Here is a 24,454-nt window from a genome sequence, read left to right as displayed (position 1 = left end):
TCCACAAAAAGCCAGTCGGAAATAGGTTGAACTGCATTCGCTTGTCATCACAGCTTCCACGAAGACAAACGATTAATTCCTCATACACCAAAAATCTCTTTGCTCACTCCACTCTATCCATTTAATGTAGTAGTATGAAATAAATACATTACAAAAGGGAGAACATTTCACGATATGGAATTTAATATATTTATAGTTGAAGATGATCAAGCATTATTCGAAGCGCTACAAACAGGGCTACAAGCTTGGGCGTTTCGAGTTTCGAAACCCAATAATTTTGATGAGGTTATGCGTTCATTTCTTGATGAGCAGCCTCATCTTGTAATCATGGATATTACGCTACCTAAATTTGACGGTTTCCATTGGTGTAGGGAAATACGTTCTGTATCCGAAGTACCTATCATTTTCTTATCCTCCCGTGATCACCCGTTAGATATGGTTATGGCACTGAATATGGGTGCGGATGATTTTGTCCAGAAACCCTTTCATACGAATGTGCTGTATGCCAAAGTTCAAGCGATTCTTCGACGGACGTACGCTTATGGGGAGACCCAGGCAGATACACTCGAATGGAACAGTGCCTTGATTGATTTAAAGCGAGGTGTTATCCGAAAATCTGGTGAGGAAGCAGACCTAACCAAAAACGAATTTTTTTTACTACTTGCTTTGGTGAAGTCGAACAATTCCGTCATTTCACGTCATGACCTGATTCGTAAGCTATGGGAAGATGAACAGTTCGTAAATGACAATACACTTACCGCCAATATCACACGTTTACGCCAGAAGTTAGAAGTGCTTGGACTTTCAGACGCCATTGTAACAAAGAAAGGGATGGGTTATATGGCCGTGACTTTATAGGAGGAATAGATGAGATGTTCGTACGTTACTTTATTTCAAAAAAAAGCTGGATCCTGTTGTTTATCGGCTTACTAGGTTTGACTGACCTGCTTATACTTTTCGATCAGGGAGTACGTGTTGAACCCACCTCTTTCATATACTTGAATTCGCTTTATATTATATTATTTGTTGTATTTTTCATTTGGCGATATAAGAAAGAAACCAGGTATCTGAAAGCAGTTGCTAAGCTACAAAAAGACATGCAAACGAACTGGTTTGAGAGTCTCCCACACCCTGACAATGAATTAGATAAGATAACGGACAACCTATTAAAAGAGGCATCAATCCATTTCAAACAAATGATTTCTCAAGTGAAAGAAGCGCAACTGATCGAGAATGATTTTACTGCCTCCTGGATTCATGAAATTAAGACCCCTCTTACCGCTATGAAACTGATTATGGACGCAGAACATAACCCGGATATAAGTAAAATTGAGTCCGAGTGGCTTCGGATTCATCTGCTTGTTGAACGGCAACTGTACATGACACGCCTTCCTGCCCTGGAATCAGACTACGTCCTTGAAAGGCTCTCTCTACAACGTCTCGCAATAGAAGAAATTCAGGAACTGGCACCTTGGTGTATGGAAAAAAACCTGGCAGTCAGTATTGAAGGCCAAGATGCCACTGTTGTCACAGACCGTAAATGGTGCCGATTCATCATTAGACAGATCCTTACTAATGCCATCAAATATAGTCCTTCCGACACGTCACTCACGTTCAGAACAGCTGTTACGGAACCAGAGAATGTCTTCTTGGACATCATTGACGAGGGCCCGGGAATACAGCCTCATGACTTGCCACGTATATTTGATAAAGGTTTTACTGGTGGGAATGGAAGGATTCATAATGCCGCTACTGGACTCGGCCTCTATCTTGCCCAAACCGTTGCAGCCAAAATAGGAATTACGCTTCAAGTCAACTCCAGCCAGCCGCAAGGTACAACAATGCGAATGACTTTTACAGATTCGAATGCATTCGAGACCGTTAGAAGAGAACAAGTGAATAATATCCCGCTGTGAATAGCCAAGGTAACTTGGTTTTTTTTGTTTAACCTGACAAATTCGTCACCTTCCGCTTCAACTCGTCACCCGAAACGTGCGACACCAAGGATATTTGCACGTAAACTTAACCTATAACCAGATATGGGAGGTTCACCATGAATCAAATCAATGAACAAGATACCGTATTACATGCCCGCAATGTTCATAAAGCGTATGGCTCAAGGGGCAGCAGCCAACATGTACTGAAAGGCATTAATTTACGCGTTCTGCGTAAAGAGTTCGTCGGCATTATGGGTCCCTCCGGTTCCGGTAAAACTACGTTGTTAAATGTACTTGCGACGATTGACCGGACGACCGATGGTACAATATTAATTGATAATGAAGATATATCTGCCATGACCAACGCCGCCCTTTCCACGTTCCGTCGTAACAAGCTTGGCTTCATCTTTCAGGATTACAATCTTCTTGATACGTTGACGGTAAAGGAAAATATCCTTCTGCCGTTATCACTTAGCAAGCTAAGTAAGAAGCGGGCGGAGAGAGAATTTACAGCGATTGCAGATGTACTGGGTATTCGGGAATTGTCGGAGAAATACCCCTTTGAGATATCAGGAGGGCAAAAACAGCGTACTGCAGCCGGACGGGCGTTGATTCATCAGCCTTCCATCATCTTTGCAGATGAGCCAACGGGTGCCCTGGATTCCAAGTCTGCATCATCGTTGTTGTCCGTAATGGATGAGGTGAACCGGACTAGAGAGGTCACCATTATCATGGTCACACACGATCCGGTTGCATCAAGCTATTGTAACCGTGTGGTCTTTCTAAAAGACGGGAAGATTTATTCCGAATTGTACCGAGGGGATAAATCCAGACAGTCGTTTTTTAAGGAAATCATTGATGTGCAGGCTGTACTAGGAGGCGATAATATTGAGGGTATTTAATCTGGTCTTCCGCAGTATGCGGCAAAATGTGAAGCAATACTATCTGTATTTCTTCGCAATGATTTTCAGTATGAGCCTGTTCTTCATCTTTTCTTCCCTCAAGTATGATCAACAGGTACAGAATATGCTGGATTCAAGTACAAACTTCACTACAGCCTTTCAGTTTGCAGCGGTCCTGCTTATGGTCATCATAGGAATCTTCGCTATTTCGTCTAACAGCATATTCCTACGAAGACGGAGCCGAGAATTTGGATTATATCAGCTCATAGGACTTTCTAAGGGTTGGATTATCCGTTATTTACTCCTTGAAAATATATTGCTAGGTCTGGGCGCTTTGATAACAGGGGTCATCTGCGGAGCACTCGTATCCCGTCTGTTTGTCTTGATTTTGATGAATCTGCTCAACTTGAACGGTCTGCCTTCGATAGACTTTTCTGTACTGGCAGCGCTAGAAACGACCGTAGTGTTCATTCTCGTCATTATTATTACTTCTATTCAGATGGTGGTAATGATCAATCGCAGAACCCTGCTCGGCTTATTCCAGGCAGATAAGCAACCTGATCTCATCAGCAAACGACCCTCTATTTTTACGGCTATAATCGCTGTACTTGGTGTTATATTGATTGGCTACGGGTATGAGTTATCCGGCCATATGGTAGATGAACAATTAGTTTTGAATGCACTGCTGGTCATGGCATCTACAATAATAGGAACCTATATCTTATTCAGGGTGACGATCCGATGGTGTCTCTACTGGTTCCGCAAACGTAAAAAAGGACATCTGGGCTTATACAACAGTCTGTCGCTTGCTCCGCTAATGCACCGTATGAAAGCCAATGCCAACTCGCTTACATTGATTACTATCCTATCAGCCCTAACCCTTACACTGGTTACCATTGCATACTCTATCTACTACTCCGTGGAGGAAGTCACTCGCAAAGATTATCCATATGATTTCGCAATGGTGAATAACCAGCAGGATGCAGATGCGTTTACAGCCGAGCTGGAGAGCAAAGGGATTCATTACAACCACTATACTATCAATACGTTCTGGACTACTGGCGTTGTTCTGGATCCGTTGATTGAGCCCGGGTTTAGAGAAGGCTCGCTTCTATGGCTTTCGGCTGAACAGTTGCAAAAATCAGGCAGAGATGTCTCTGTACCTGACTATGGCGAGGCAATAGAATATGATGCTTCTGCTCTGAGCGCATATGATGACATTGATCTCACCAAGCGATATCCAACTACGATTGAACTGCGTTCAGAAACACAGACCAAGAGTTATCCCTTGAATGAAATACTCTTGGAAAATATCGTGAATGCCGGAATATCAGGTAGACAAATGTTGGTGTCTGAAGCCACCTTGGAAGAAGTTGAGAGGAGAATGTCCGATATGGACGGATTTGAACGGGTTCAGATAGATACATTTCTAGTCCCGGACGATAAGGAACTCGCACTGGCTTCCACCCTCTATCAGAAATATAACACGAATGAATATTATTCGGCAGACTATTATTCCCGCTACACAAGTCTGCTCCAACAATCCGGATTATTAATTTTTATAGCTGCCTTTCTGGGACTTGCTTTTCTTGCTTCAACCGGCAGCATTCTCTACTTTAAACAGATGAGCGAAGCCGAACAGGAAAAACAGAGTTTTAGAACTTTGCGTCAGCTTGGTTTCGATGAAAAGATGATCATGAAAGGAATCTTGCGGAAGCAAATGCTGGTGTTTCTACTACCGCTGTTTATTGGAATTATTCACTCGGTCTATGCAGTCAAGGCAAGTTACTTCATAACTCTTTCAGACGATACGATCCCTGCGATGATTTCGATGGGAGCTTATGCCGCTATCTATTTCCTGTTCGCTTTCTTCACGCTTGGCTATTACAAAAAAATTGTACGAAACGCTATGTTATAACAATGGAGGTAATTCAGCATGAAAAAAACCGTGATTTTCATTCTGGTTGCATTGATTACTTGCTCGGCCCTGTATATAACATTCAAACGGGAGTTTGATCAGTTCAACCCGTTGTATGAGGAACAATATGTTTACGCATTAATCAATAAACCAGCCAAGAAGGAAGGTAAAAATGAATGGATTCGCTATAGATATAATCTGACAGGATACACTGAAGAAGGAGAAAAGAAGAAGGTCACTTTCTCTTCAAGCAATGAACAGAAGCCGGATATCTATGTGAGGGTACTTGCTAAGGGAGCCTACACAAAAGAATGGATTATCGTAGAAGAGAAAGCAATTCCGGAGTACGTTTTAAATCAGCTTCGGGATGTACCCTGACGCAAAAAAATACGCCCCCCCTTTTATAGGGGGAGGTCGTAGCAGGTTGTTTTCCTTCAATTAAAACTGCTTAGCCTGCATGCAGCTATTCTTTTTCTGCTCTTAAGTGATTGTTCATATACTATTTCTTTTCCGTCTTGGCTTTTGTAAGTTTATCCGTGATAGTTTGAGTGCTGGATTGAATAGCAGCAGTTGCTTTCTCTATTGTTTTCTTCCCGTTGATTACCTGTGTCAGTTCTTTAAGTAGAATTGAATGGAATCTTAATTCAAAATTTGGTGACTTGTTAATGATAGCATAACTTGTTATTGATGGATCGAGATTAGGCTTTAATTTATAAAACGATTCTAACTTGTAACCGGAGTACTCCTTAATCATGCGAGATAGAGGAGCACCGATACTATTATTCGAGCTCTTGGGTTTATAGTATTCGGTAGCGTATTCATCTCCATTGAAATACTTAATGAACTCCCAAGCGGCATCAACATGAGATGCGTCTGCTGGAATCGCGAATATATCATTAATAAAGATATTTCCTGTTGACTCTCGATCCTTAGCTGCGGGGCCAGCAACAATCCTAAGCGTAAAAGGTTTATAATTTTTCACGCCACTTTTTGCTGCTTGTAAGGACTGTAGCTGACTAATTGAAGCTACTTGCATAGCTGATCGTCCCATAATGAATGAGCTACTTTCCAAGTAACTTTTGGCAGACAGACTGACTCTTTCGTCAAGCACCCCGGATTTCGTTGCTTCGCTCGCAAGACGATAGGCATTTTTCCAAGCAGTTGTATTCGCAGTAGCCTTTAGAGTATTCGGATCCATATACGTTAACCCTTCTGTTCTGGCGATATCCATGACCAGATTGCTAGATCCAAAGGAGCTTAAGCCCCAAATCCGGGAGTTCTTATCTCCTTTTGTCGGGAATTTTTGAGCAAGATTCAATATTTCTCCCCATGTCATTCCATCACTTGGTATTTTGACATTGTACTTTTTAAATAAATCAGCATTATACAAAAGAGCGTACGAATCTACTTTTGGGCTTAACCCGTAAAGTTTGCCACCGCCTTGTTTCTTCAATTCAGCAAGCAAGCCAGGGTATAGCGTTGTCATGTCGTACTCATCTCGCTTAACTAACGGTTCTAAATCGACCAGCTTTTTATCTGTAGACAATTGTTTGTAATGATATGGGGGCAGCATAACCAGATCTGGTGAATACTTCTGGATAGCCCCATTGTAATCCACAATCGCTTCCATACCCGCAGGTCCAACTACTTCGATGTTTGTATTCGGGTACTTCTGACTAAATAAATCTCCATACTTCATGTTGAAATCGTCTTCGTTCCAGTACAACACTTTTAATGTACGTTTCGTATCAGTCTCGTTAGCCGAATCTGCAGAAACTTGTTTACCTGTGCTAAGGCCTGCTGAAATACCGATCAACATAACACTTAGACTAACAAGCACGGCCTTCTGTAAAAAGTTGCGCTTCAAAAATAAAACCTCCACTCCATTTTTGTTCAAACGATTATTCGCTTGTGTGAACTAAGTATAGAGGTGAAAGCTTATCAGCTAACTAACGTACTTCTTATCATTTCCTTAATTAATGCTGACGTTACTTAATGCATAAGAAATATTGCTTATAATTATCGTTCTGCCTTCTAACGTAAGGTAGATACAGAATCAAGGAGGATCTATGGCGGAAAGTACTATTTTGATGGTGGATGATGAAGCCGAAATCATTCAATTAATGAGTATCTATTTCAATAACGAAGGATACAAGCTCCTGCAAGCGTCGAATGGCGTGGAGGCACTGGAGATTCTGAATTCGCAACATATCGATTTAATTGTTCTTGATCTAATGATGCCTGGGATGGACGGGTTACAAGCATGTATGAAAATACGTGAAACGAGTCCGATCCCCATCATCATGCTGTCGGCTAAAGGCGAATATATCCATAAAATAACAGCCCTAAGTATCGGCGCCGACGACTACGTTACCAAACCGTTCAACCCACTTGAGCTAATTGCACGCATCAAGTCGCAGCTTCGAAGGATGAACCAGTTCAACGCCATCACAGCTAAAGCGAATGAAATACATATTGAAAACCTCATTATTAATTTTGCGTCTCATACGGTAAAGGTCGATCAGCAGGAAATCAAATTGCCCCCCCGCCAGTTTGCACTCCTTCGCTTACTGGTGGTCAATAGAGGGACGGTGCTGAGCATGGATCGCATCTATGAAGAGGTCTGGAACGAGCCCTTTATGGAGTCAAAAAATAGCGTCATGGTTCATATCCGTAAGCTCCGCGAAAAGATAGAACCTAACCCGCGCGAACCACGGATTATCAAAACCGTATGGGGGGTTGGATACAAAATCGAAAGCGATTTAAAAAGTAAGGAGTGAGTAGGATGCAACCACAGTGGCTGTGTACGATTCGTTGGAGATTAATGCTGATTATGGTTGCAAGCCTGGCGTTAACAGGCACAGCTATTTGGGGGAGTTATCTCATGACGGGAGCACTGCAAAAAATCGAATACGTAGCTGCCCCAACTTTGTTGGAAATCGTTTCGTTTCCGTATTTCCCGAAAAAAGCACAGCCATTCCCTGTATGGCTGTGCTTTTTATCTACTTATTGTATGAATTCTCATTCTCCTATATACAAGTATTCAACGTTGATGTTGCGTATGTCGAAATCTAGTCCCTCAAAAGTTCAAAGCAATTAATCGATCACATTGATATTCATCATACTTCACTAACGAAATGTATGAAAATTGATGACGCATGCGTACCCATGGCCCTTTACGCAAACCTATGGTTCGATTTGTTAGCGTTTCAAGAATCCCTTACGTTCCAAAAATTCTCTCACTTGCAGACGTGCAGGCTCAGTAAGACGCTTCGCCATGAGTTCAGACCATGGGGTCGTGCGTTCACCATTGGTACGTTCCTTCAAGTATTCCGTTGAAGTTACATCATACTCCTGAACACCCTCCAGAGTCTGCGCTGACTTATAATGATCATGATGTAATACTGCCTTCAGCGGCAGACGTGGACGTATGCCCGTCTCCTGATCTGCAACCCCGATGCACATCCCGAATACCGGATACGCGCCATCCGGCAATTGGAGCAATTCAGCTACTTCTTCAATACGGTTGCGAATTCCGCCAATATACACGATTCCAAAACCAAGTGATTCCGCTGCAAGCGCAGCATTCTGAGAAGCGAGTGCAACATCGATCGTAGCGACCATAAAGTTCTCGGTTGAGTCCGCATATGATTCTTTATCCGGAAGATGACGCTTCGCAGCATCATTCAGTCGATACAGATCAGCACACCAGACAAGAAAGACCGGACATTCATTGACATAAGCCTGATTCCCGGCAAGTTCAGCCAGCTTGGATTTCTTCTCTTGATCCGTTACAGCGATAACCGAATATGCCTGTACGTTACTTGAAGAGGAAGCCATCTGTCCTGCTGCTACAATCGCTGCAAGCTGCTCCTCACTAACTGGATCTGATTTGAATTTTCGCACAGAGCGGTGTTTCATCATCAGTTCAATCGTTTCATTCATGACTATTCACTCCCAATCCTCGAAGTACGAACTCTACGGTCTGTTCGGCTAGTTCCTCTGTAATTATATCCTGATAATCAAAGCCAAAGCGCGAATGCTTGGCTCGCTTGTGTGCGAGCGCTACTCCCATAACCTGGAGCATCGCATAGGATGAAGATTCAATCTGGAACAGTCCTTGCTCTTTTCCTTCCTGCAAATACGCTCTCACCTTATTCCAGACTGGGTCCAAATACTGAAACACGGTTGCAGTGCGATGCGTACGCAGCGTAATTTCTAACTGCACAATATCGCTCATCTCGCGATCTGTCATCGTAAATCTGACGACTTCACCAACAATTCGGCGGATACCTTCAATCGGAGACATGGATTCTGCAGCCAGCATACTCAGGATATGATCGGGAAAAAAATGCTCAAACAACGCATCGAACACCTTTTCTTTGCCGCCGAAGTGATAAGACACCAGCGATACATTAGCCCCTGCCTCATCACAGATTTGACGAACACTCGTCCCGTCGTACCCTTGTAATGCAAAAAGTTTTTTAGCTGCAAGCAAAATCCTCGTTTTTATATCTAATTCCGGTGCAGTCATTCCTGGTCTCTCCTCTTATCCGTTCATGTCAGCTTCTTCAGCCCTTAACCCCGACCAAAACTCTCTTCATCTCATCTATTATATTACACCAAGCACCCCGATGAAAATCACCGGGGTGCTTGAGTATCGACGATGCAGATCTTATAACACCTGCGTATATTAGCTGTTTGCTGGAACTGCGCTTGGCATACCACCGGGTTTACGCCCTTTTTTCAAGAACGTCACAACCAGGGACAGCGCAACAGCAATCAAAAGTACAATAACGATGGAACCTGCGGCTGATTGTACGCCAGGCCCTCCAAGCTGCACGCTTAGAATTCCCTGAACGGCATAGGTTGCAGGCAAGTATTGACCAATTCCGCTGTAGAAGCTGTTCAACAACTCACGCGGCACCATCGCACCGGACGATACCAGTTGCAGTGACAGTGAGATGATGTTGAACAGACTTCCTGCCGGTCCAAAGCAGATCAAGAAGAACTGGGAGAAAAACATGAACGTACACAGGAACAGTGCCTGGAACAACCAGAACGCAACAAATCCTTGTGCAATCTGTCCACCCAGCGCCACAATCAGGGAAGACCCCAGCAAGGAAACAACCAGTGCAGAAGTTACATTAATGACAACCCGTGCACCGAATAATGTCAGGCGAGAATACATTGATGATAACATGCCCATAGCAACTTGAAGATTCATGCCCATAATCATGGCACCTACATAGGATGCGAGCACCATCATCATCGGCACCATCTGATTGTTCATACCGTTGACTGGATTAATAGAAATGGTTTTGCCTTCTACACGGTTGGTCAGACTCGCAGCGGCTTGAGCAGCCTGATCCGCAGGAGCACCCGAAGCGGTTAGAACGGTCTGTACGCCTAGAGCAGAAGCTTGTTTGTTGATCGTGTTGGTCACGCTCTGTGATACACCTTGCATCATACTCTTAATCGTTACCGGATTAGCTTCATTAATGGTGTATTGGACCTCTGCGGTGGCGCCGGGCGTTTGAAGGGAGACATTAAATCCTGCCGGAATGTTCAGCACCATATGTACTTGATGATGCTTCAATTGCTCCAGTGCCTCATCCGTACTCAGATTCGCCACGGTATGGAAGGGTAATGTCTCTGCCAACCGATCAGCAACACTTTTGGAAAGTTCACCATCCTCATTCACAATGGCTACGGTTAATTCATTCGTCCGGTCGTTAACCCCGGAATATGCAGTCATCCAAATTACGCTAAAGATCACTTGGAACATCAGTGCGGTAACAATACCTATAATCACTGGTGGTTTTTTAAATAGAGCTCGTAAAGCTTGCAACATATACGTTGGTCCCCCATCCTCAAAATAGTTCTAATTTGATATAAACGTTCGTTTGAATCAAACAATCGTTTAAATTTTAAAGACATATGTCTATATTGTCAATTTATTTTCATGAAACTCAGAAAAATTAGCCTAATTTTCATGAATGAAGCTGGATTTACTTTCAAGAAAGAGGTGCAATTCCAATTATGCTAGAGTAAGAAAATGCACGGTCACCCTAGAGCAACCATGCATCAATGATGATCTATCGCTATGTCATTCTATAATAAAACCATTATTCTATTAAGCTTCTTGATGTTTGCTTCGAGTCAGCTTCAACCGCTGTAAACGCAGTGCGTTCAGCACAACCGAGACCGAACTGAATGCCATTGCAGCTCCTGCCAGCCAAGGAGCCAGAAAACCAGCAGCTGCAATCGGTATGCCGATCACGTTGTAGCCGAGTGCCCAGAATAGATTCTGCTTAATATTTCCCATCGTGCGTCGGCTCATCTCAATGGCATCTGCAATGCTGTTCAAGTCACCGCGCATTAACGTAATATCTGCCGCTTCCATCGCTACGTCTGTTCCAGTTCCAATCGCCATACCGATATCGGCTGTCGCCAGCGCAGGCGCATCGTTGATGCCGTCTCCAACCATGGCTACCTTACGGCCGCTCTCTTGTAATTTTTTCACTTCCGCTGCTTTGCCCTCAGGGAGAACCTCTGCCAAAACGTTCTGAATTCCGGCTTGCTCTGCCACCGCACGAGCTGTCCGTTCATTATCTCCGGTAATCATAATGACATCGATCCCCATAGCTTGAAGGCGTCCGATAGCCTCCCGGGACGTATCTTTAATCGTATCTGCCACCGCAATAATACCCGCCCAATGGCCTTGAGCAGCAACCAGCATCGCCGTACGTCCTTGCTCCTCCAACTGGTTCATCTGTTGTATGCTTTCCGCAGGTACCTCTACGTTCGCATCTGCCAGCAAGCGGCGTGTCCCCACCAGAATTTCCTCACCAGATACCGTAGCACGTACACCATAACCAGGTATATTTTCAAACGTTGTTACGGATTCCAGAAGCAGACCTTTCTCTCGAATGCCTTGTACAATCGCCTCGGCTAAGGGATGCTCCGAGCTCTGTTCCGCCGCACCAACACGCTTGAGCAGCTCCGTTTCTGTCCAACCGGGTGCAGCCACAACATCGGTTAGAACAGGTTTTCCTTGAGTGACTGTTCCTGTTTTGTCCAGCACAACGGTCTGAATCTGCTGAGCAGACTCTAGATGTTCACCGCCCTTAAACAGAATGCCATATTCTGCCGCACGGCCCGATCCAGCCATGACAGAGGTCGGCGTTGCCAGCCCCAGTGCACACGGACAAGCAATCACAAGAACAGCAATGGCTTTTTCCAATGATCCACCGAATTCACCTGGGCTTACAAACAGGTACCAGATCAAGAAGGTCAGCACGGCAATCCCCACCACAATCGGCACGAAAATCCCCGAAATCACATCTGCAATGCGTTGAATAGGGGCTTTTGAACCCTGAGCCTGCTCAACGACTTTAATAATCTGGGACAAAGCCGTGTCCGAGCCCACATGTGTCGCCTGAATGCGAAGAACACCATTCTTGTTCAGTGTTGCACCCGTAACAGGGTCCCCTGGCTTTTTATCTACAGGCAAGCTCTCACCGCTCAGCATGGATTCATCCACTGAGGATTGCCCCTCTTGAACGATGCCATCCACTGGGATGCTGTCCCCGGGTTTCACCAGAACAAGATCACCAACTGCGACATAGGTAGCAGGAATCAGAACTTCCTGCCCGTCACGAATGACGCGTGCTTCACGCGGAGCCAGTTCGATCAGACTTTTAATCGCCTGTGAAGTGCGACCCTTCGCCACAGCCTCAAACCATTTCCCAAGCAGAATCAATGTAATCAGAATTGCACTGGTCTCATAATACAGTTCCACCATAGGCATAGCAGCAGTTCCGGCAGCCGTTGTGACTTCCGCTCCCATTGTCCCATGATTCATACCCTCACCTATACCACCAGCAGGCCAAACTCCGCTCGTTACCGTCAGATATAAGCTATAGAAAAATGCTGCGCTGGTTCCCAGAGCAACAAGAACGTCCATGTTTGCACTGCCATTTCGTAGCGCCTTATACGCCCCCACATAGAACTGCCATCCTATAACAAATTGTACCGGCGTTGCGAGTAACAGCTGGAACCACGGATTTAGAAACAACTCCGGTACGTAAATGCCCGAAGTAAAGGAGAAATGGCTAACCATTGCCCACAATAGCGGAATCGATAGAAGTGCGGAGATCATCCACTTCCATTTCTTACGCTGCAGCTCCTTTTCCCGAACAGAACTGGATTCCTCCTGTGTTAATTGCAACTCGGCGCCATAGCCGAGCTGTTTGATCTTGGCTGTAATATCCGACGGCTTGATTGTACCTGCGGCATATTCAATATGTCCTGTCTCCAGCGCCAGATTAACGTTAGCTTGAGTGACACCCGGCAGGCGCGACAACCCTTTCTCAATTCGTGCAGAGCAGGCCGCACAGGTCATACCCGTAATATCCAGATCGACAGATTCGGTCACGGTATCGTAGCCAAGCGCGGCAACTTTCTCCCGTAATGCGTTCACGCTGGTCGTTTTCGGATCATACGAGATGGTTGCCTGCTCGGTGGCAAGATTCACATTAGCCTCATGTACACCTTCCATGCGGGACAATCCTTTCTCTACCCGCGTAGAACATGCCGCACAAGTCATGCCCGTGATGTGCAGCGTTGTCTTCAAACCGGAGTTATCCATCGGTTCAGGCGTGGGTGCAGGTTCTACGTTTTCAGATGCGTTGGTAGTCATCAAATCAGCTCCTTTCAGAAGTGTATAATACCCTATGGGGGTATATGCAAGACAGAAAATCAGGCTTAAACCGTTACATGTTTGATCAAGTTAGCCAGCTGGGAAGTGATTGTCACCCTCTCCAAAGAACTGGCTTGATATGAATTCCATGATCCTACGATTTAAGCCTGCACTGCTAATTTCCATTTTAATTGGTTCGGTGAACGATTCCTCAGATCATTAAACGACGTCGTATCCCTGATCTTCAATGGCAGCCTTAATCTGATCTATGGTCACGGACTGCTCATTATATTCTATGGCAACTGTTCCAGCGGCGAGGTCAACTTGCCCACTTGCTCCTGCATTTTTCACCGCTTCTTCGACGGACTTCACACAGTGATTACACGACATTCCTTTTACGTTCAATGTAACATTAGACATACTCGATTCCTCCTTGAGTTTGTTTGGTTTTCTTATATCTGTGCCTCATCCTTACGGCCTTACTTCATCAATTTTCTTACAGTAACCAGCAATTCATCCACAACCTCGTGCTCACCCGCCTGGATGCGCTCCACAATGCAACTCTTCATATGCCCTTCCAGCAAAAGCTTACCTACCGAATTCAATGCAGACTGTGCTGCAGCAATCTGGGTTAACACATCATCACAGTACGTGTCTTTCTCAATCAATCCTTTGATACCGCGAATCTGCCCTTCCACCCGGTTTAAACGTGAGATCAAATTGCCTTTCATCTCTTGGGAATGGTGGCTCTTACGGACAGGCTTGCCGTCTTGATCCACGTTCATGCCATGACATGACTCTGTTTTTTCCTCTGCCACAGTGATTGCAAGCTCTTCGGGATGGGTTGGATGTTCCATCATAACACCCCTTTTCAATCGTTCTTTTTACAGATTAACATACCCCATGGGGGTATTCAATGATTTTATTTTTCATGTCATTTCGCACAACGCTTTGTGTATGTAGTTATCACACTCTGACTTGTTTCCCAAGTGGATTTATAATGGGTATTCCATTCGACTGCTACGCACTCGTAGTCCCATCTGCTCATAAAACGCCTGCGCATGTGAGTTAAATGTGGATACGGTAAGTTCGAGATGGTCTGCTTGAAGATCTCTTGCCAGATCCAGCATCGCAAGCATTAACCGTTTGCCCGTTCCGTGTCCTTGATGAGTAGAATCCACCACTAGTTCATGGATATAGAGTATCCTGCGATCCGTAAAAAGAGAATGATCCTGAATGACACTCAGTTGCGCGCTACAGAAGCCAACCATCTTCTCTGTCTCTTCGTGCTCAGCCACATAGAAATAACGCTGATCCGTTCCGAGCCATTCGGCATAATCCTTTTCCGCCAGCCGGGGATGCAGCGGTCTATATATGTCTGGTCTAGCCTGTACATGCAGATCGTGCAGTTGATCCATTAACGTGGATATAGCCGGATAGTCAGCAAGCTGTGCAGTTCGAATCTTTATTATATTTTTCATTATGTTCCCCCCTCACATTTCCTGATCATGTATTTCCAATAGTATACAACTACGAAAAAGCAGATACCATATGGTACCTGCTCTAGATCCATGAGGGGAGAACATCTCGAACTACTTTTTGGAAGACGTCTTGATCTCTTCATTAAAAGCAACCGGTGACGGTTTGGCTGCCCAATCATCTGCCTGTGGCTCAATGTCCACACCGTTCATAATTTTCTTTTTCTCCATCAAAGAATCGCCGTCTTCGTCCAGTTTGTTGCGAATTGCTGCCTCATCCTGAGGTTGATTGTTTTGTGTCATCGCTCTGAGTCCTCCTTCTACAACTTCATGTTGATGTATGTTCCTTCTATATAATTACCCAATGATTTCAATATCATTCGATAGAGGTTAGGCATTGCCTATCATCACACTCACACCATGAAATTCCATAAATTCTAAAAACGTGTCACAAAAGTACGGTCTTATTTGTTATATAGGTGAAACACAAAATACAATGGATTAAACTAGGAGGTATATTTATGAAAAAAATATACAAAGTATTAAGTTCTGTTGCCCTTGCAGGAATAATCGGAACCATGTCCATCACTCCACTCACATCTTCAGTAAGTGCAGCAAAAGCTGATGTGTCCACTACAGTTTCCAAAAAAGCAGAAGCAAACCAAACGAAAAAAGCGCCGGCAGCGATCATAAAAAAAGCAGAACAAACGCTTAAAAAATTAACCAAAAAAGAGTACAAGCTGGATAAAAGCAAGTATATTGACGGTTTAGGTTGGGATTTCAATGTCAAGGGTACGCCTTCGAGTCAGATCTTGATCGATGCAAAAGGCAATATTAAATCCGGATACATTGAGGAAAATGAAATCACCACTTTCTTTGAAAAAAACAAAATTAGCCATACCGAAGAGAGCTTAGCCAATGAAGATGCGTCTAAAGAGGATATTGCAGCAGCGGAAGAAGTGTTCAGCAAACTAGGTTTACCAGTCGGAGAACTTGCAAAAATTACGCTTCAGCACAAAGGCGGACATGATATTTTGGAATTTATGTACACAGATGGCGATTTCGGCACTTGGATTAACGTGGATCAAGCCACTCACAAAGTGGTAGGTTTCAATGCAAGAGAACTTGCAGATGACTTGTATGGCAAAGGACAAGAAGCTTTGGACGAATACAACAAAAAAATGAAGGCTTTGACACCAAGACAGTTACAAGACTCCGGTGTACCACAGGCAGAGCTGCTGCTCGGTCTTGATCTGAACGGCCACATGCTCGAAAAGAAAGCATTCCCTTCAGACGTCGTTATCTTTACTAAAGAAGGCGAACCTACCGTGGAAGGTAATTACAATTCTGATGGTACCTTCTTTAACATGCAAATTGTATACAATTAAGAGTGTCCACGGTGTACAAGCACGATGATCTGCTGGATTCATGGAAGCAACGAAGTCTGAACCAGATTCCTACCCCTCTCTGACTTCATTGCATCGTAAAATCTAGAATAAAAATGGCGTCCCTGGTCAATATAATGACCTTGGGGACGCCATTTTCATTTGGTGTCTTGGACAATTAGTACTTGGCCTGATCTTGGCGAGCAAGCACAGCAAGCGCCCGCAGTGCGGCATCGATCTCATGCTCCACAGCCTTAGCGACCGCATCGGTATGCGGATCATACTCGGCAGCAAGATCACTGTCTGCGAAGCCGTCAATCGCAACGATCGCTCCAGCTCTTGCACCACGTAAGGTACTTACAATATAGAGCGCGGCGATCTCCATCTCGGCGGCAAGTGCCCCAGCCTGCTTGTACTTGCGGTGGGGAATCTCCTCCACCCCTGTGAAGAACGCATCCAGTGTTACCGTGATACCTACCCCAACCTTGGTAGCCTGGGTATTCCCCTCACCTGTGCTACTGCTTATCTCACGAGCAGCCGTAACCAAAGCACTAGTCACATCGATATCTGCTACAGCTGGGAAACCGTCGGGTACAAGCTGACGTGTCAGCCCATCCGTGCGCACAGCGGCAGTGCTCACAATAACACTGCCTGCTGGATAATCAGCTGTATATGAACCCGCTGTGCCTACACGAATCAGGGTTGTCACTCCTGCACGAATCAGTTCCTCGAAGCAAACAGCTGCACCTGGTGATCCTACACCATGACTAACTACAGCCATCTGAACACCTTCATACATTCCAACAAAGGTACGGTATTCACGGCTAAAAGCCAGCTCTCTGGCATTCTCCAGCTTACGAGAAATCTTCTCGGCACGGGCCGGGTCTCCACACACGATAGCATAAGCCGGCATATCTTCTGAATGAATCTGCAAAATCGGCATCAACATCTTAATCAAACTCCTTCTTCGTCCACTCATCCTCAGGAATCGGCAGATCCTCACCTGAGAAGCGTTGTTCCTTGAACGGATCGGCAAAATGGTGGAAGCCGTTGCTTTCCCAGAAGCCGTTGCGATCTTCCGTCATAAACTCCAGTCCGCGTACCCACTTCGCACTTTTCCAGAAGTACAGCTGTGGCACAACCAATCGAAGTGGAAACCCATGCTTCGGTGTGAGCGGCTCGCCGTTATACTTAAATGCAAGCAATACATTATCATGCATCAGTTCTTCCATTGGAACATTCGTCTCGTAATCATGATCCGCGTGAATCATGACATACTTCGCTTCTGGTTTAACCCCAAGCAGCTTTATGAATTCCGAGAAACGGATACCCTCCCACGATGTATCAAACTTCGACCAGCGAGTCACGCAATGAATATCACTAACCATGTTCACCTGCGGCATCGCCTGAAGCTCAGTCAGAGAGAACACTTTCTCTTCTTCGACTTCACCAAAAACCTTCAAATCCCAAGTGGAGAGGTCATACACCGGCACTTCCCCTTCATGCAAAATCGGGAATTTCTCCGTCAGCACCTGACCCGGCGGCAGCCGATCTCCATAATCGGCACCTGCTTTGGGTGGCGGTGTTTTCGTTTTTTTCAAACGTTCAGCCTTGTTATGCATTCCCTGCTTCCTCCTTATTAACGCGAGCTTCCGCCCGCTTTCAGTGCATCCTGCGCATACGTCCGGTCTTTGAAAAAGAACATCGCCACCAGTGTCACAATATACGGCAGCATCATGGTGAAATGGGTTGGCAAGGAGAAGCCTTGCAGACGGATACTAAGTGCTTCCATGAAACCAAACAGCACGCTGGACCCCATCACGCCAAGCGGATTGGCTTGTCCCAGCATGGTAGCAACCAAAGCAATAAAGCCGCGGCCTGCGGTCATTCCTTCGGTAAACATCGTCACCTGACCAAGCGACAACTGCGCTCCAGCCAGTGCACACAGTACACCGCACATCAACACAGCGCCGTACTGAATGCCGCGCACTTTGATGCCAATGCTCTGTGCTGCGATCGGATTCTCGCCCACCGAACGCAGACGGAAGCCAGATACACTTTTAAATAGATAAAACTGCAGAGCAATGACAATAACAATACCGAGATATACCAGCGGACTATGGCCTGAGAACACCGTGCCCACCCAAGGGATATCCTGGATCAATGGAATGTCCCATTTCGGCAAGCCTACCATATCCTTATCGTAGTATGCACCCTTCACATCAAAGATCGCTCGCAATGCGAATGTCGTCAGTCCCGCCGCCAGGAAATTCAATGAGATCCCGACCACGATGGCATTAGCCTTCAGATTAATACTTATAAATGCAAAGAGCGCCGAGAACAGCATCACGATAATAATCGAAAATAGTACTGCCAAAAGAACGTTGCCGAATAGATAGTTGCCCACAATTGCGGAGAACGCCCCGATCAGCACAAGCCCTTCCAGACCGACGTTGAACAGACCGACACGCGAGCATAGAGCCCCGCCAAGTGCTGCGAGCAGGATGGGCGTCATAATCCGTAAGGTTGAGCCAAACATGGCTGCATCAAACAGTTGCTGCATTGGACTTCTTCTCCTTTCTCCGCTTCAGGAAGGAATAACCGATCTGTGCTGAGACAAATAATGTCAGAACAGCCTGAATCACGCTACCCACTTCCAGTGGCACATCCGTGTTTCGCTCCATGCCCATCGCACCCGTCTGCAGAGCAGCCAGCAAAATAGCTGCTACCGCTGTACCCAGTGGATGCGAGCGTGCCAGCAATGTAGCCATGATACCGCTCCACGCATAACTTGCCGAGGACAACGAACCATCGAGGAAACGATACTGTGTACCAAGCACTTCACCAGCACCCGCGAGACCCGCAAGTCCACCACTGATGATCATCGACAACATCATCATACGAATCCGGCGCACACCGCCATAAGTGGCAAACGACGGATTGCTGCCGAGCATACGAATCTCATAACCCGTCACCGTTTTGTGTGTGAACCAGTAGATCAGCAGTGCCGCTACTATCGCTATAATGAAACCTGCGTGCAGTCCCATCCCCTGAAATAGCTTCGGCAGCCAGATGCTCTGATCGATCATCGGCGTCTGGGCCATCGCTGCTGATCCCGTCCGATCTTTGAATGGATATGACACCATGTATCCACCAAAATAGATCGCGATATAGTTAAGTAGCAAGGTTGTAATCAACAAATTCATACCAAAACGTGCATCCAGCCAGCCTGCAAAAAGAGACCATACACCGCCGGCGATAATTCCCGCCACAATCGCAACGATACAAACGAACCAGCCCGGCCCTGGCAGATAGAGCGCCGTGAGTGCCGCACTGAGTCCCCCAAGAATCATCTGACCTTCCGCACCCATATTGAAGAATCCGGCACGGAATGCTAGTGCTACGCCAAGTCCCGCCAGGATAATCGGTGTAGCACGCGCCAATGTATTCGTGAAGAAGTAGAAGTTGCCGAAAGCTCCTTTCCACATCTCCGCGTACGTATCAATGACACTGCCACCAACGACTAGAATAGCGATCGCTCCCGCGAGCAGGCCGATCAGTACGGCAAGTAGCGGCTGTACAAGTCCGCGAAGTGATTCTTTTACCCGATTCATATCCGCTCTTTCCCTCCTGCCATCAACAAGCTGATCTGTTCTTCTGTCGCTTCCGCTGCCGTAAGTTCTCCAGCAATCTCACCTTCGTACATGACAATAATGCGATCTGATAATTGCAAAATCTCCGATAGTTCAGATGAAATCAGCAGAATCCCTGCTCCTTCATTTCGTTTACGTAACAATTCGGCGTGAATTGTCTCCATCGCACCAATATCTACTCCGCGTGTAGGCTCTGCAGCAATCAAGAATGGTGTATCCTGCGCAAATTCACGTGCTGCTATCAGCTTTTGCAAGTTACCACCCGATAGAAACTGTGCCTTCGTCTCTGCGGAACCTGTCTTGATACTGAACTGTTTGATCCAGCCCTCCACCATGGCTTTCGCTGCTTTGGCCTTGATCATGCCCTTCTTCTGCAAACGGTGGTGATGTCCCATCAGTCCGTTCTCTTTCACGCTAGCATCCTTCGCCGCCCCCCACATATAGCGGTCTTCCGGAATATGAGCCAGGCCATGTTCCCGAATCCGGCGTACTGGCCAGTTTGTCGTGTCCTGCCCGGATAAGAGGACTCGTCCTCCTTCTGGTTTCCGCAATCCGGCGATCACCTGAATCAATTCAGATTGACCATTGCCTGAAATCCCTGCAATACCGACCACTTCACCTTTTTGGACTTGCATATGAATGTCTTTAAGGGCAGACCGATCTTTGGCTCCCGTGAGATGAATGCCTTCCACTTGTAGCACCGCTTCGCCTGGCACAGATGGCGGCTTGTCCATACGCTCCAGTTCACGTCCTACCATCAGGCGTGACAGTTCCTCTACATTCGTATCTTTAGCTTCTAATATCCCTGTGACTTGTCCATCACGCAATACAGTGATTCGGTCCGCGACATCCATCACCTCTTGCAGCTTGTGGGTGATGATGACGAAGGTTTTTCCCAGCTTCGCAAGGGATCTCATGTTGGCCAGCAGCTCTTTCACTTCTAGCGGAGTGAGCACCGCGGACGGTTCGTCCAATATAATGATGTCCGCTCCCTGATGCAGCACCTTAAGGATCTCTACACGTTGCTGCATGCCTAGTGGACATTCGGCGACTTTTTTCCACGGGTCTACCGGCATGCCATACTGTCTGCCCAATTCATAGACCTGTTCTGCTGCTTTTTTTCGATTGAATGCACCTGCCACACCAGGTTCACGCCCTATGACAATATTCTCTGCCACCGTAAAGGAAGGAAACAGCATGAAATGCTGGTGCACCATGCCGATCCCACTGGCCATAGCCTGAGATGGTGATGCAAAGCTAACTTCACGTCCACGGACTTTGATCGTACCTGTTGTTGGCTGCTCCATCCCGTACAGCATACGCATCAGTGTCGTTTTACCTGCTCCATTCTCCCCAACAAGAGCATGAATCTCCCCTTCGCGCAGATTAAAATGGATATCCTTGTTAGCCGTGAAGCTACCGTACTTCTTCGTAATTTGCTCCATCTCCAGCAGCATATCTTTGCGTTCGCTCCTCTCGGTTGATATCAGTTCAACATATAAGGTCAGTGTAAACAGTAGCAAAACCGGCTGCCTGGTTGGGCAGCCGGCTAACTAGATGGATTACTCATCCCTCAATTGATTATTCATCTTCATATGAAGTATTCCAGATCATGTTCAAGAATTGATTTAAGTCTATACTATTGTTGCAATGGATCTTGAACTACAATTTTACCGGATACGATGTCATCTCTGATCGCTTTTACTTGGTCAACAACATCTTGTCCAACAAACGCACTCAATGGAGACTCGCTATCACGTGTCACGTATGTCAGCCCCACACCATCTTCTTTCAGGCCATAGTTCACAGCGCCTGCTTGGAATTTACCATCTACAAAATCCTTCACTGTCTCATATGCAACAGTATCTGTTGATTTCAACTGGGAAAGAACGATATGTTCCGGATCTTCTACCGTGCGGTCTGTATCTTGTCCGGAAGTATAAAAGCCTTTTTCTTTAGCCGCTTCGAACACACCAAGATCGCCTACAGCAGCCGCACCTGCGATGAAGTCAGCCCCTTTGCCGAATTGAACGAGTGCCAGTTCTTTGGCTTTGGCGGGGTCATTAAAACCACCAACGTAGTTTACAAGGAATTCTGCTTTTGGATTAACGGATTCAAGACCTGCTCTGAAACCTTCTGTATATTTCTTGATCAAAGGCACGTCCATTGCAGCGATCATGCCCACTTTATCTGTTTTTGTGGAGAGTCCGGCAGCAGCACCGAGCAGGTACGCTCCTTCATACTCACGGAAACCAACGCTACGAACGTTAGGCAGATCTACCGTTGTGTCCACAATTGCAAACGACTTGTTTGGATTCTCAGCAGCGACCTTATTCAGCGCATCTTCGGCTTGGAACGTTGCCGTAATAATCAGATCATAATTCTCCGCAACAGCTGCACGAAGGTTTTGCTCGAATGCTGCAGGGTCTGTAGATTCAATCGTTTTGGTATCCACCTTGAACTCTTGACCTGCTTTTTTGAAACCTTCATCCATTTGTACAAAGAAAGGGTTAACTCCTATTTTCTCAGGAAGCACCAGTGCCATCCGCAGGGATTTCTCAGAATCTCCGCCTTGAGCGTTTTGAGTGGATTGTTCGTCTTTAGAGCCCGAATTCCCACAAGCAGCTAACAAAATCGCCAACATAACAATTGATAAGACGAACAATAAACCTCTTTTCATTTTTAAAAATTCCCCTTTTCGATTATCTTTTTTATATCCTAGCGGATAATGTCGATCCTTGTCAACATAACTTTCAGCGTATACACTCTTATGAATGATCATTGGAAATGGCCTATTTCCAACCTCTGGAAACCCTGCTGTGACAAGTTTTTTTCTCGTTGACATTTGGCGCGACTCCGTGCTAAAGTCAATCCAATCATTTGTATTCTGATAGGTTTTGTCAGAAATATACTACTTCTTCTATCATTTTCAACCTATTCTTAAGGAGGCCTTTCATTTGAAAAAGATCACCCAGATTACGCTCGCGGCTCTGCTTGCCGCTCCATTAGCTCTCGGTAGCCTTAGTCTGCCTGCATCTGCAGCATCTGTAACACCGAATGCTTCTACAACATCGAATGCGAAGATTTCGAAGGTTAAGGTACCTGCTGTCTACACAGAGAGCGCAGCGGACTTTGCTCAATTTTTGCAAGCGAAGTACGATATCCAGTTGCCGCAGCAAGCTACCAAGGGTGATTTTATCCAGGCCGTAGCCACAATCACAAAAACAAGCACCGCAGGAGCTCAAGACCAAGACGCTGAACAAGCACCAGCCTTTACCGATCTGAAATCGAGCGATGCAGTCTATAGTTCAGCCACCGCTTTATATCATAATGGAGTTTTGACATCGACTGAGGTACGGGCACAAGAACCATTGAACCTTTACACAGCTGTATTCATCGCCGTAAGAACTGCCGGTTTCAAAGAACTCGCTGATACATATCCTGCTGACAAAACAGCCGCAGCACTTGCCAAAGCTGGAATCAAACCTAATCGCTTACAAGGACAAGCGGCACAAGAAGTGGCTGCAGCCATTGATACGGGACTCATTCCCGAGAGCCTCTATCCTGCTCTTGTTAAGGGCGGTGCAGCAAGCAACGATGCAGCAAACATTCTGCTCGGACGTGTGCTGATCAGCCAAGGTAACTATAAAAACGAAATCGGACGTTCCAATGATGCAGACATCTACACCAAGTTGTATGCTGCATATCGCACAGCAGATCTCATAGACTCACCTGAGCTAAGAAAGATTGTCGATCAAGCTCTCCGAGAGGATCTGATTACGGGTTATAACCTGAAAGACAGCCGTTTTGAATCCAACTTTATCGATGAGTTGACGTTAACCTATGGTCATGACAGCATTCATCATGCTGTACAACTGATTGGTTTGCTCCGGAGTGAAGGCATTGATGCCGATGTACAATTCCAGCCGAAGACATCCGCCTTTATTTACTTGAAAGAGTGGGGCGAGCCTAAGGAAACACCGGATTACAGAGTTACACAGATTGAAAATGGTAACTATATCGCTTATGCCAAGGAATACGACATTCAGTTCGAATTCAACAACAAAGCTGACAAAGCACGTTTTAATGACATCGTTCTGAAGTATGCCAAAAAGAACAGTAACAGCTCATCGCCGTTAATTATCAACTCTTGGTGGCAGCCGCTGTATTATTCACCGACCGAACTGGCGAACTACCAAGTGATTTCGAATAATAAAATCTCACTTGATCACTATTACGCGCAATCCTTCTCCCTGAAGGAAAACGCAAAAGGTATTCAGGAAGGATTCCGCACACTTGCACCAGACGCAAACATTAGTTCATACAATTTCTGGGTAGATCAACCTTTCTTTAACTATTTAAACGGTGATTCTGAGTAATTAGCGTTTGAACCACTTTTAAATTGAACTGCCCATGGATAACAAAAAGTAAAACCTCCTTCACCAGATTAGATCCGGGTTTCGACCTATGTTTCTCG

24 protein-coding genes are annotated in these 24,454 nt (G+C 45.7%); 9 read left to right on the top strand and 15 right to left on the bottom strand.

All coding sequences use genetic code 11. The features are described from left to right. Positions 1-174: 174 nt before the first annotated feature. From PQG66_RS20240 to PQG66_RS20220, 5 genes are all read left to right on the top strand, one after another. A complete protein-coding gene (locus tag PQG66_RS20240; protein ID WP_272039617.1) occupies positions 175-858 on the top strand; it encodes a response regulator transcription factor in 684 nt (227 codons plus the stop codon). A 350-nt stretch (positions 859-1,208) separates the two neighbouring features. Continuing rightward, the gene (locus PQG66_RS20235; protein WP_272039616.1) at positions 1,209-1,916 is read left to right on the top strand and encodes a sensor histidine kinase; all 708 of its coding nucleotides are present in this window, start codon (positions 1,209-1,211) and stop codon (positions 1,914-1,916) included. Between the two features lie 137 nt (positions 1,917-2,053). Further along, a complete protein-coding gene (locus PQG66_RS20230) occupies positions 2,054-2,839 on the top strand; it encodes an ABC transporter ATP-binding protein (protein ID WP_272039615.1) in 786 nt (261 codons plus the stop codon). Beyond that, positions 2,826-4,757 (top strand): ABC transporter permease, encoded by a 1,932-nt coding sequence (locus PQG66_RS20225; protein WP_272039614.1) that lies wholly within the window; start codon positions 2,826-2,828, stop codon positions 4,755-4,757. The genes PQG66_RS20230 and PQG66_RS20225 overlap by 14 nt, the downstream gene beginning before the upstream one ends. An 18-nt stretch (positions 4,758-4,775) precedes the next feature. Beyond that, positions 4,776-5,135 (top strand): YxeA family protein, encoded by a 360-nt coding sequence (locus PQG66_RS20220; RefSeq protein WP_272039613.1) that lies wholly within the window; start codon positions 4,776-4,778, stop codon positions 5,133-5,135. A gap of 121 nt (positions 5,136-5,256) precedes the next feature. Here the strand turns inward: PQG66_RS20220 and PQG66_RS20215 are convergent, their stop codons facing one another. Next, on the bottom strand, positions 5,257-6,624 hold the full coding sequence (locus PQG66_RS20215) for an ABC transporter substrate-binding protein (protein ID WP_272039612.1): 1,368 nt from the start codon (positions 6,622-6,624) through the stop codon (positions 5,257-5,259). A 202-nt stretch (positions 6,625-6,826) separates the two neighbouring features. On the opposite strand from PQG66_RS20215, the gene PQG66_RS20210 reads away from it, so the two are divergent. Both PQG66_RS20210 and PQG66_RS20205 read left to right on the top strand, forming a co-directional pair. Then, complete coding sequence (locus PQG66_RS20210) at positions 6,827-7,537, top strand: response regulator transcription factor (RefSeq protein WP_272039611.1); 711 nt, start codon at positions 6,827-6,829, stop codon at positions 7,535-7,537. Between the two features lie 5 nt (positions 7,538-7,542). Continuing rightward, positions 7,543-7,857, top strand: coding sequence for a hypothetical protein (locus tag PQG66_RS20205; RefSeq protein ID WP_272039610.1), 315 nt, complete (start codon positions 7,543-7,545; stop codon positions 7,855-7,857). Between the two features lie 101 nt (positions 7,858-7,958). Here PQG66_RS20205 and nfsA read toward each other — a convergent pair whose 3' ends face one another. The 8 genes from nfsA to PQG66_RS20165 form a co-directional block, all read right to left on the bottom strand. After that, positions 7,959-8,702, bottom strand: coding sequence for an oxygen-insensitive NADPH nitroreductase (gene nfsA / locus PQG66_RS20200; RefSeq protein ID WP_272039609.1), 744 nt, complete (start codon positions 8,700-8,702; stop codon positions 7,959-7,961). Next, positions 8,695-9,291, bottom strand: coding sequence for a TetR family transcriptional regulator (locus tag PQG66_RS20195; protein WP_272039608.1), 597 nt, complete (start codon positions 9,289-9,291; stop codon positions 8,695-8,697). The genes nfsA and PQG66_RS20195 overlap by 8 nt, the downstream gene beginning before the upstream one ends. Positions 9,292-9,450: 159 nt before the next feature. After that, positions 9,451-10,611, bottom strand: coding sequence for a YhgE/Pip domain-containing protein (locus tag PQG66_RS20190; RefSeq protein ID WP_272039607.1), 1,161 nt, complete (start codon positions 10,609-10,611; stop codon positions 9,451-9,453). Positions 10,612-10,893: 282 nt separating this feature from the next. After that, entirely contained in the window at positions 10,894-13,410 is a 2,517-nt protein-coding gene (locus PQG66_RS20185; protein ID WP_272039753.1) for a heavy metal translocating P-type ATPase, read from the bottom strand. Positions 13,411-13,680: 270 nt separating this feature from the next. Then, a complete protein-coding gene (locus PQG66_RS20180; protein ID WP_272039606.1) occupies positions 13,681-13,881 on the bottom strand; it encodes a copper ion binding protein in 201 nt (66 codons plus the stop codon). Between the two features lie 59 nt (positions 13,882-13,940). Further along, positions 13,941-14,246, bottom strand: coding sequence for a metal-sensitive transcriptional regulator (locus PQG66_RS20175; protein WP_272039752.1), 306 nt, complete (start codon positions 14,244-14,246; stop codon positions 13,941-13,943). Between the two features lie 210 nt (positions 14,247-14,456). After that, entirely contained in the window at positions 14,457-14,942 is a 486-nt protein-coding gene (locus tag PQG66_RS20170) for a GNAT family N-acetyltransferase (protein WP_272039605.1), read from the bottom strand. Between the two features lie 111 nt (positions 14,943-15,053). Next, positions 15,054-15,242: a hypothetical protein gene (locus PQG66_RS20165; RefSeq protein WP_272039604.1), complete on the bottom strand. Its 189-nt coding sequence runs from the start codon at positions 15,240-15,242 to the stop codon at positions 15,054-15,056. 218 nt (positions 15,243-15,460) lie between these two features. Between PQG66_RS20165 and PQG66_RS20160 the strand changes: the two genes are divergently transcribed. Next, entirely contained in the window at positions 15,461-16,327 is an 867-nt protein-coding gene (locus PQG66_RS20160) for a hypothetical protein (RefSeq protein WP_272039603.1), read from the top strand. 175 nt (positions 16,328-16,502) lie between these two features. Here the strand turns inward: PQG66_RS20160 and PQG66_RS20155 are convergent, their stop codons facing one another. The 6 genes from PQG66_RS20155 to PQG66_RS20130 all read right to left on the bottom strand — a co-directional run bounded on the left by PQG66_RS20155 (position 16,503) and on the right by PQG66_RS20130 (position 22,657). Further along, the gene (locus tag PQG66_RS20155; protein ID WP_272039602.1) at positions 16,503-17,273 is read right to left on the bottom strand and encodes a nucleoside phosphorylase; all 771 of its coding nucleotides are present in this window, start codon (positions 17,271-17,273) and stop codon (positions 16,503-16,505) included. 1 nt (position 17,274) lies between these two features. Further along, entirely contained in the window at positions 17,275-17,946 is a 672-nt protein-coding gene (locus PQG66_RS20150; RefSeq protein WP_272039601.1) for a sulfite oxidase-like oxidoreductase, read from the bottom strand. A 17-nt stretch (positions 17,947-17,963) separates the two neighbouring features. Then, on the bottom strand, positions 17,964-18,887 hold the full coding sequence (locus PQG66_RS20145) for an ABC transporter permease (RefSeq protein ID WP_272039600.1): 924 nt from the start codon (positions 18,885-18,887) through the stop codon (positions 17,964-17,966). After that, positions 18,871-19,938: an ABC transporter permease gene (locus PQG66_RS20140; RefSeq protein WP_272039599.1), complete on the bottom strand. Its 1,068-nt coding sequence runs from the start codon at positions 19,936-19,938 to the stop codon at positions 18,871-18,873. Before PQG66_RS20140 ends, PQG66_RS20145 begins: the two co-directional genes overlap by 17 nt. Next, positions 19,935-21,434, bottom strand: coding sequence for an ABC transporter ATP-binding protein (locus tag PQG66_RS20135; protein WP_272039598.1), 1,500 nt, complete (start codon positions 21,432-21,434; stop codon positions 19,935-19,937). Before PQG66_RS20135 ends, PQG66_RS20140 begins: the two co-directional genes overlap by 4 nt. 182 nt (positions 21,435-21,616) lie before the next feature. Next, positions 21,617-22,657, bottom strand: a complete 1,041-nt coding sequence (locus PQG66_RS20130; RefSeq protein ID WP_272039597.1) for a BMP family lipoprotein — start codon at positions 22,655-22,657, stop codon at positions 21,617-21,619. A gap of 277 nt (positions 22,658-22,934) precedes the next feature. Here PQG66_RS20130 and PQG66_RS20125 point away from each other — a divergent pair, with 277 nt between their 5' ends. After that, positions 22,935-24,356, top strand: coding sequence for a hypothetical protein (locus PQG66_RS20125; RefSeq protein WP_272039596.1), 1,422 nt, complete (start codon positions 22,935-22,937; stop codon positions 24,354-24,356). Positions 24,357-24,454 lie beyond the last annotated feature (98 nt).

It is taken from the genome of Paenibacillus sp. JJ-100, from assembly GCF_948329825.1.
Lineage (GTDB): Bacteria > Bacillota > Bacilli > Paenibacillales > Paenibacillaceae > Paenibacillus.
The sequence above is the reverse complement of the archived record's forward strand: the minus strand, read 5'-3'. Positions and strand labels throughout refer to the sequence as shown.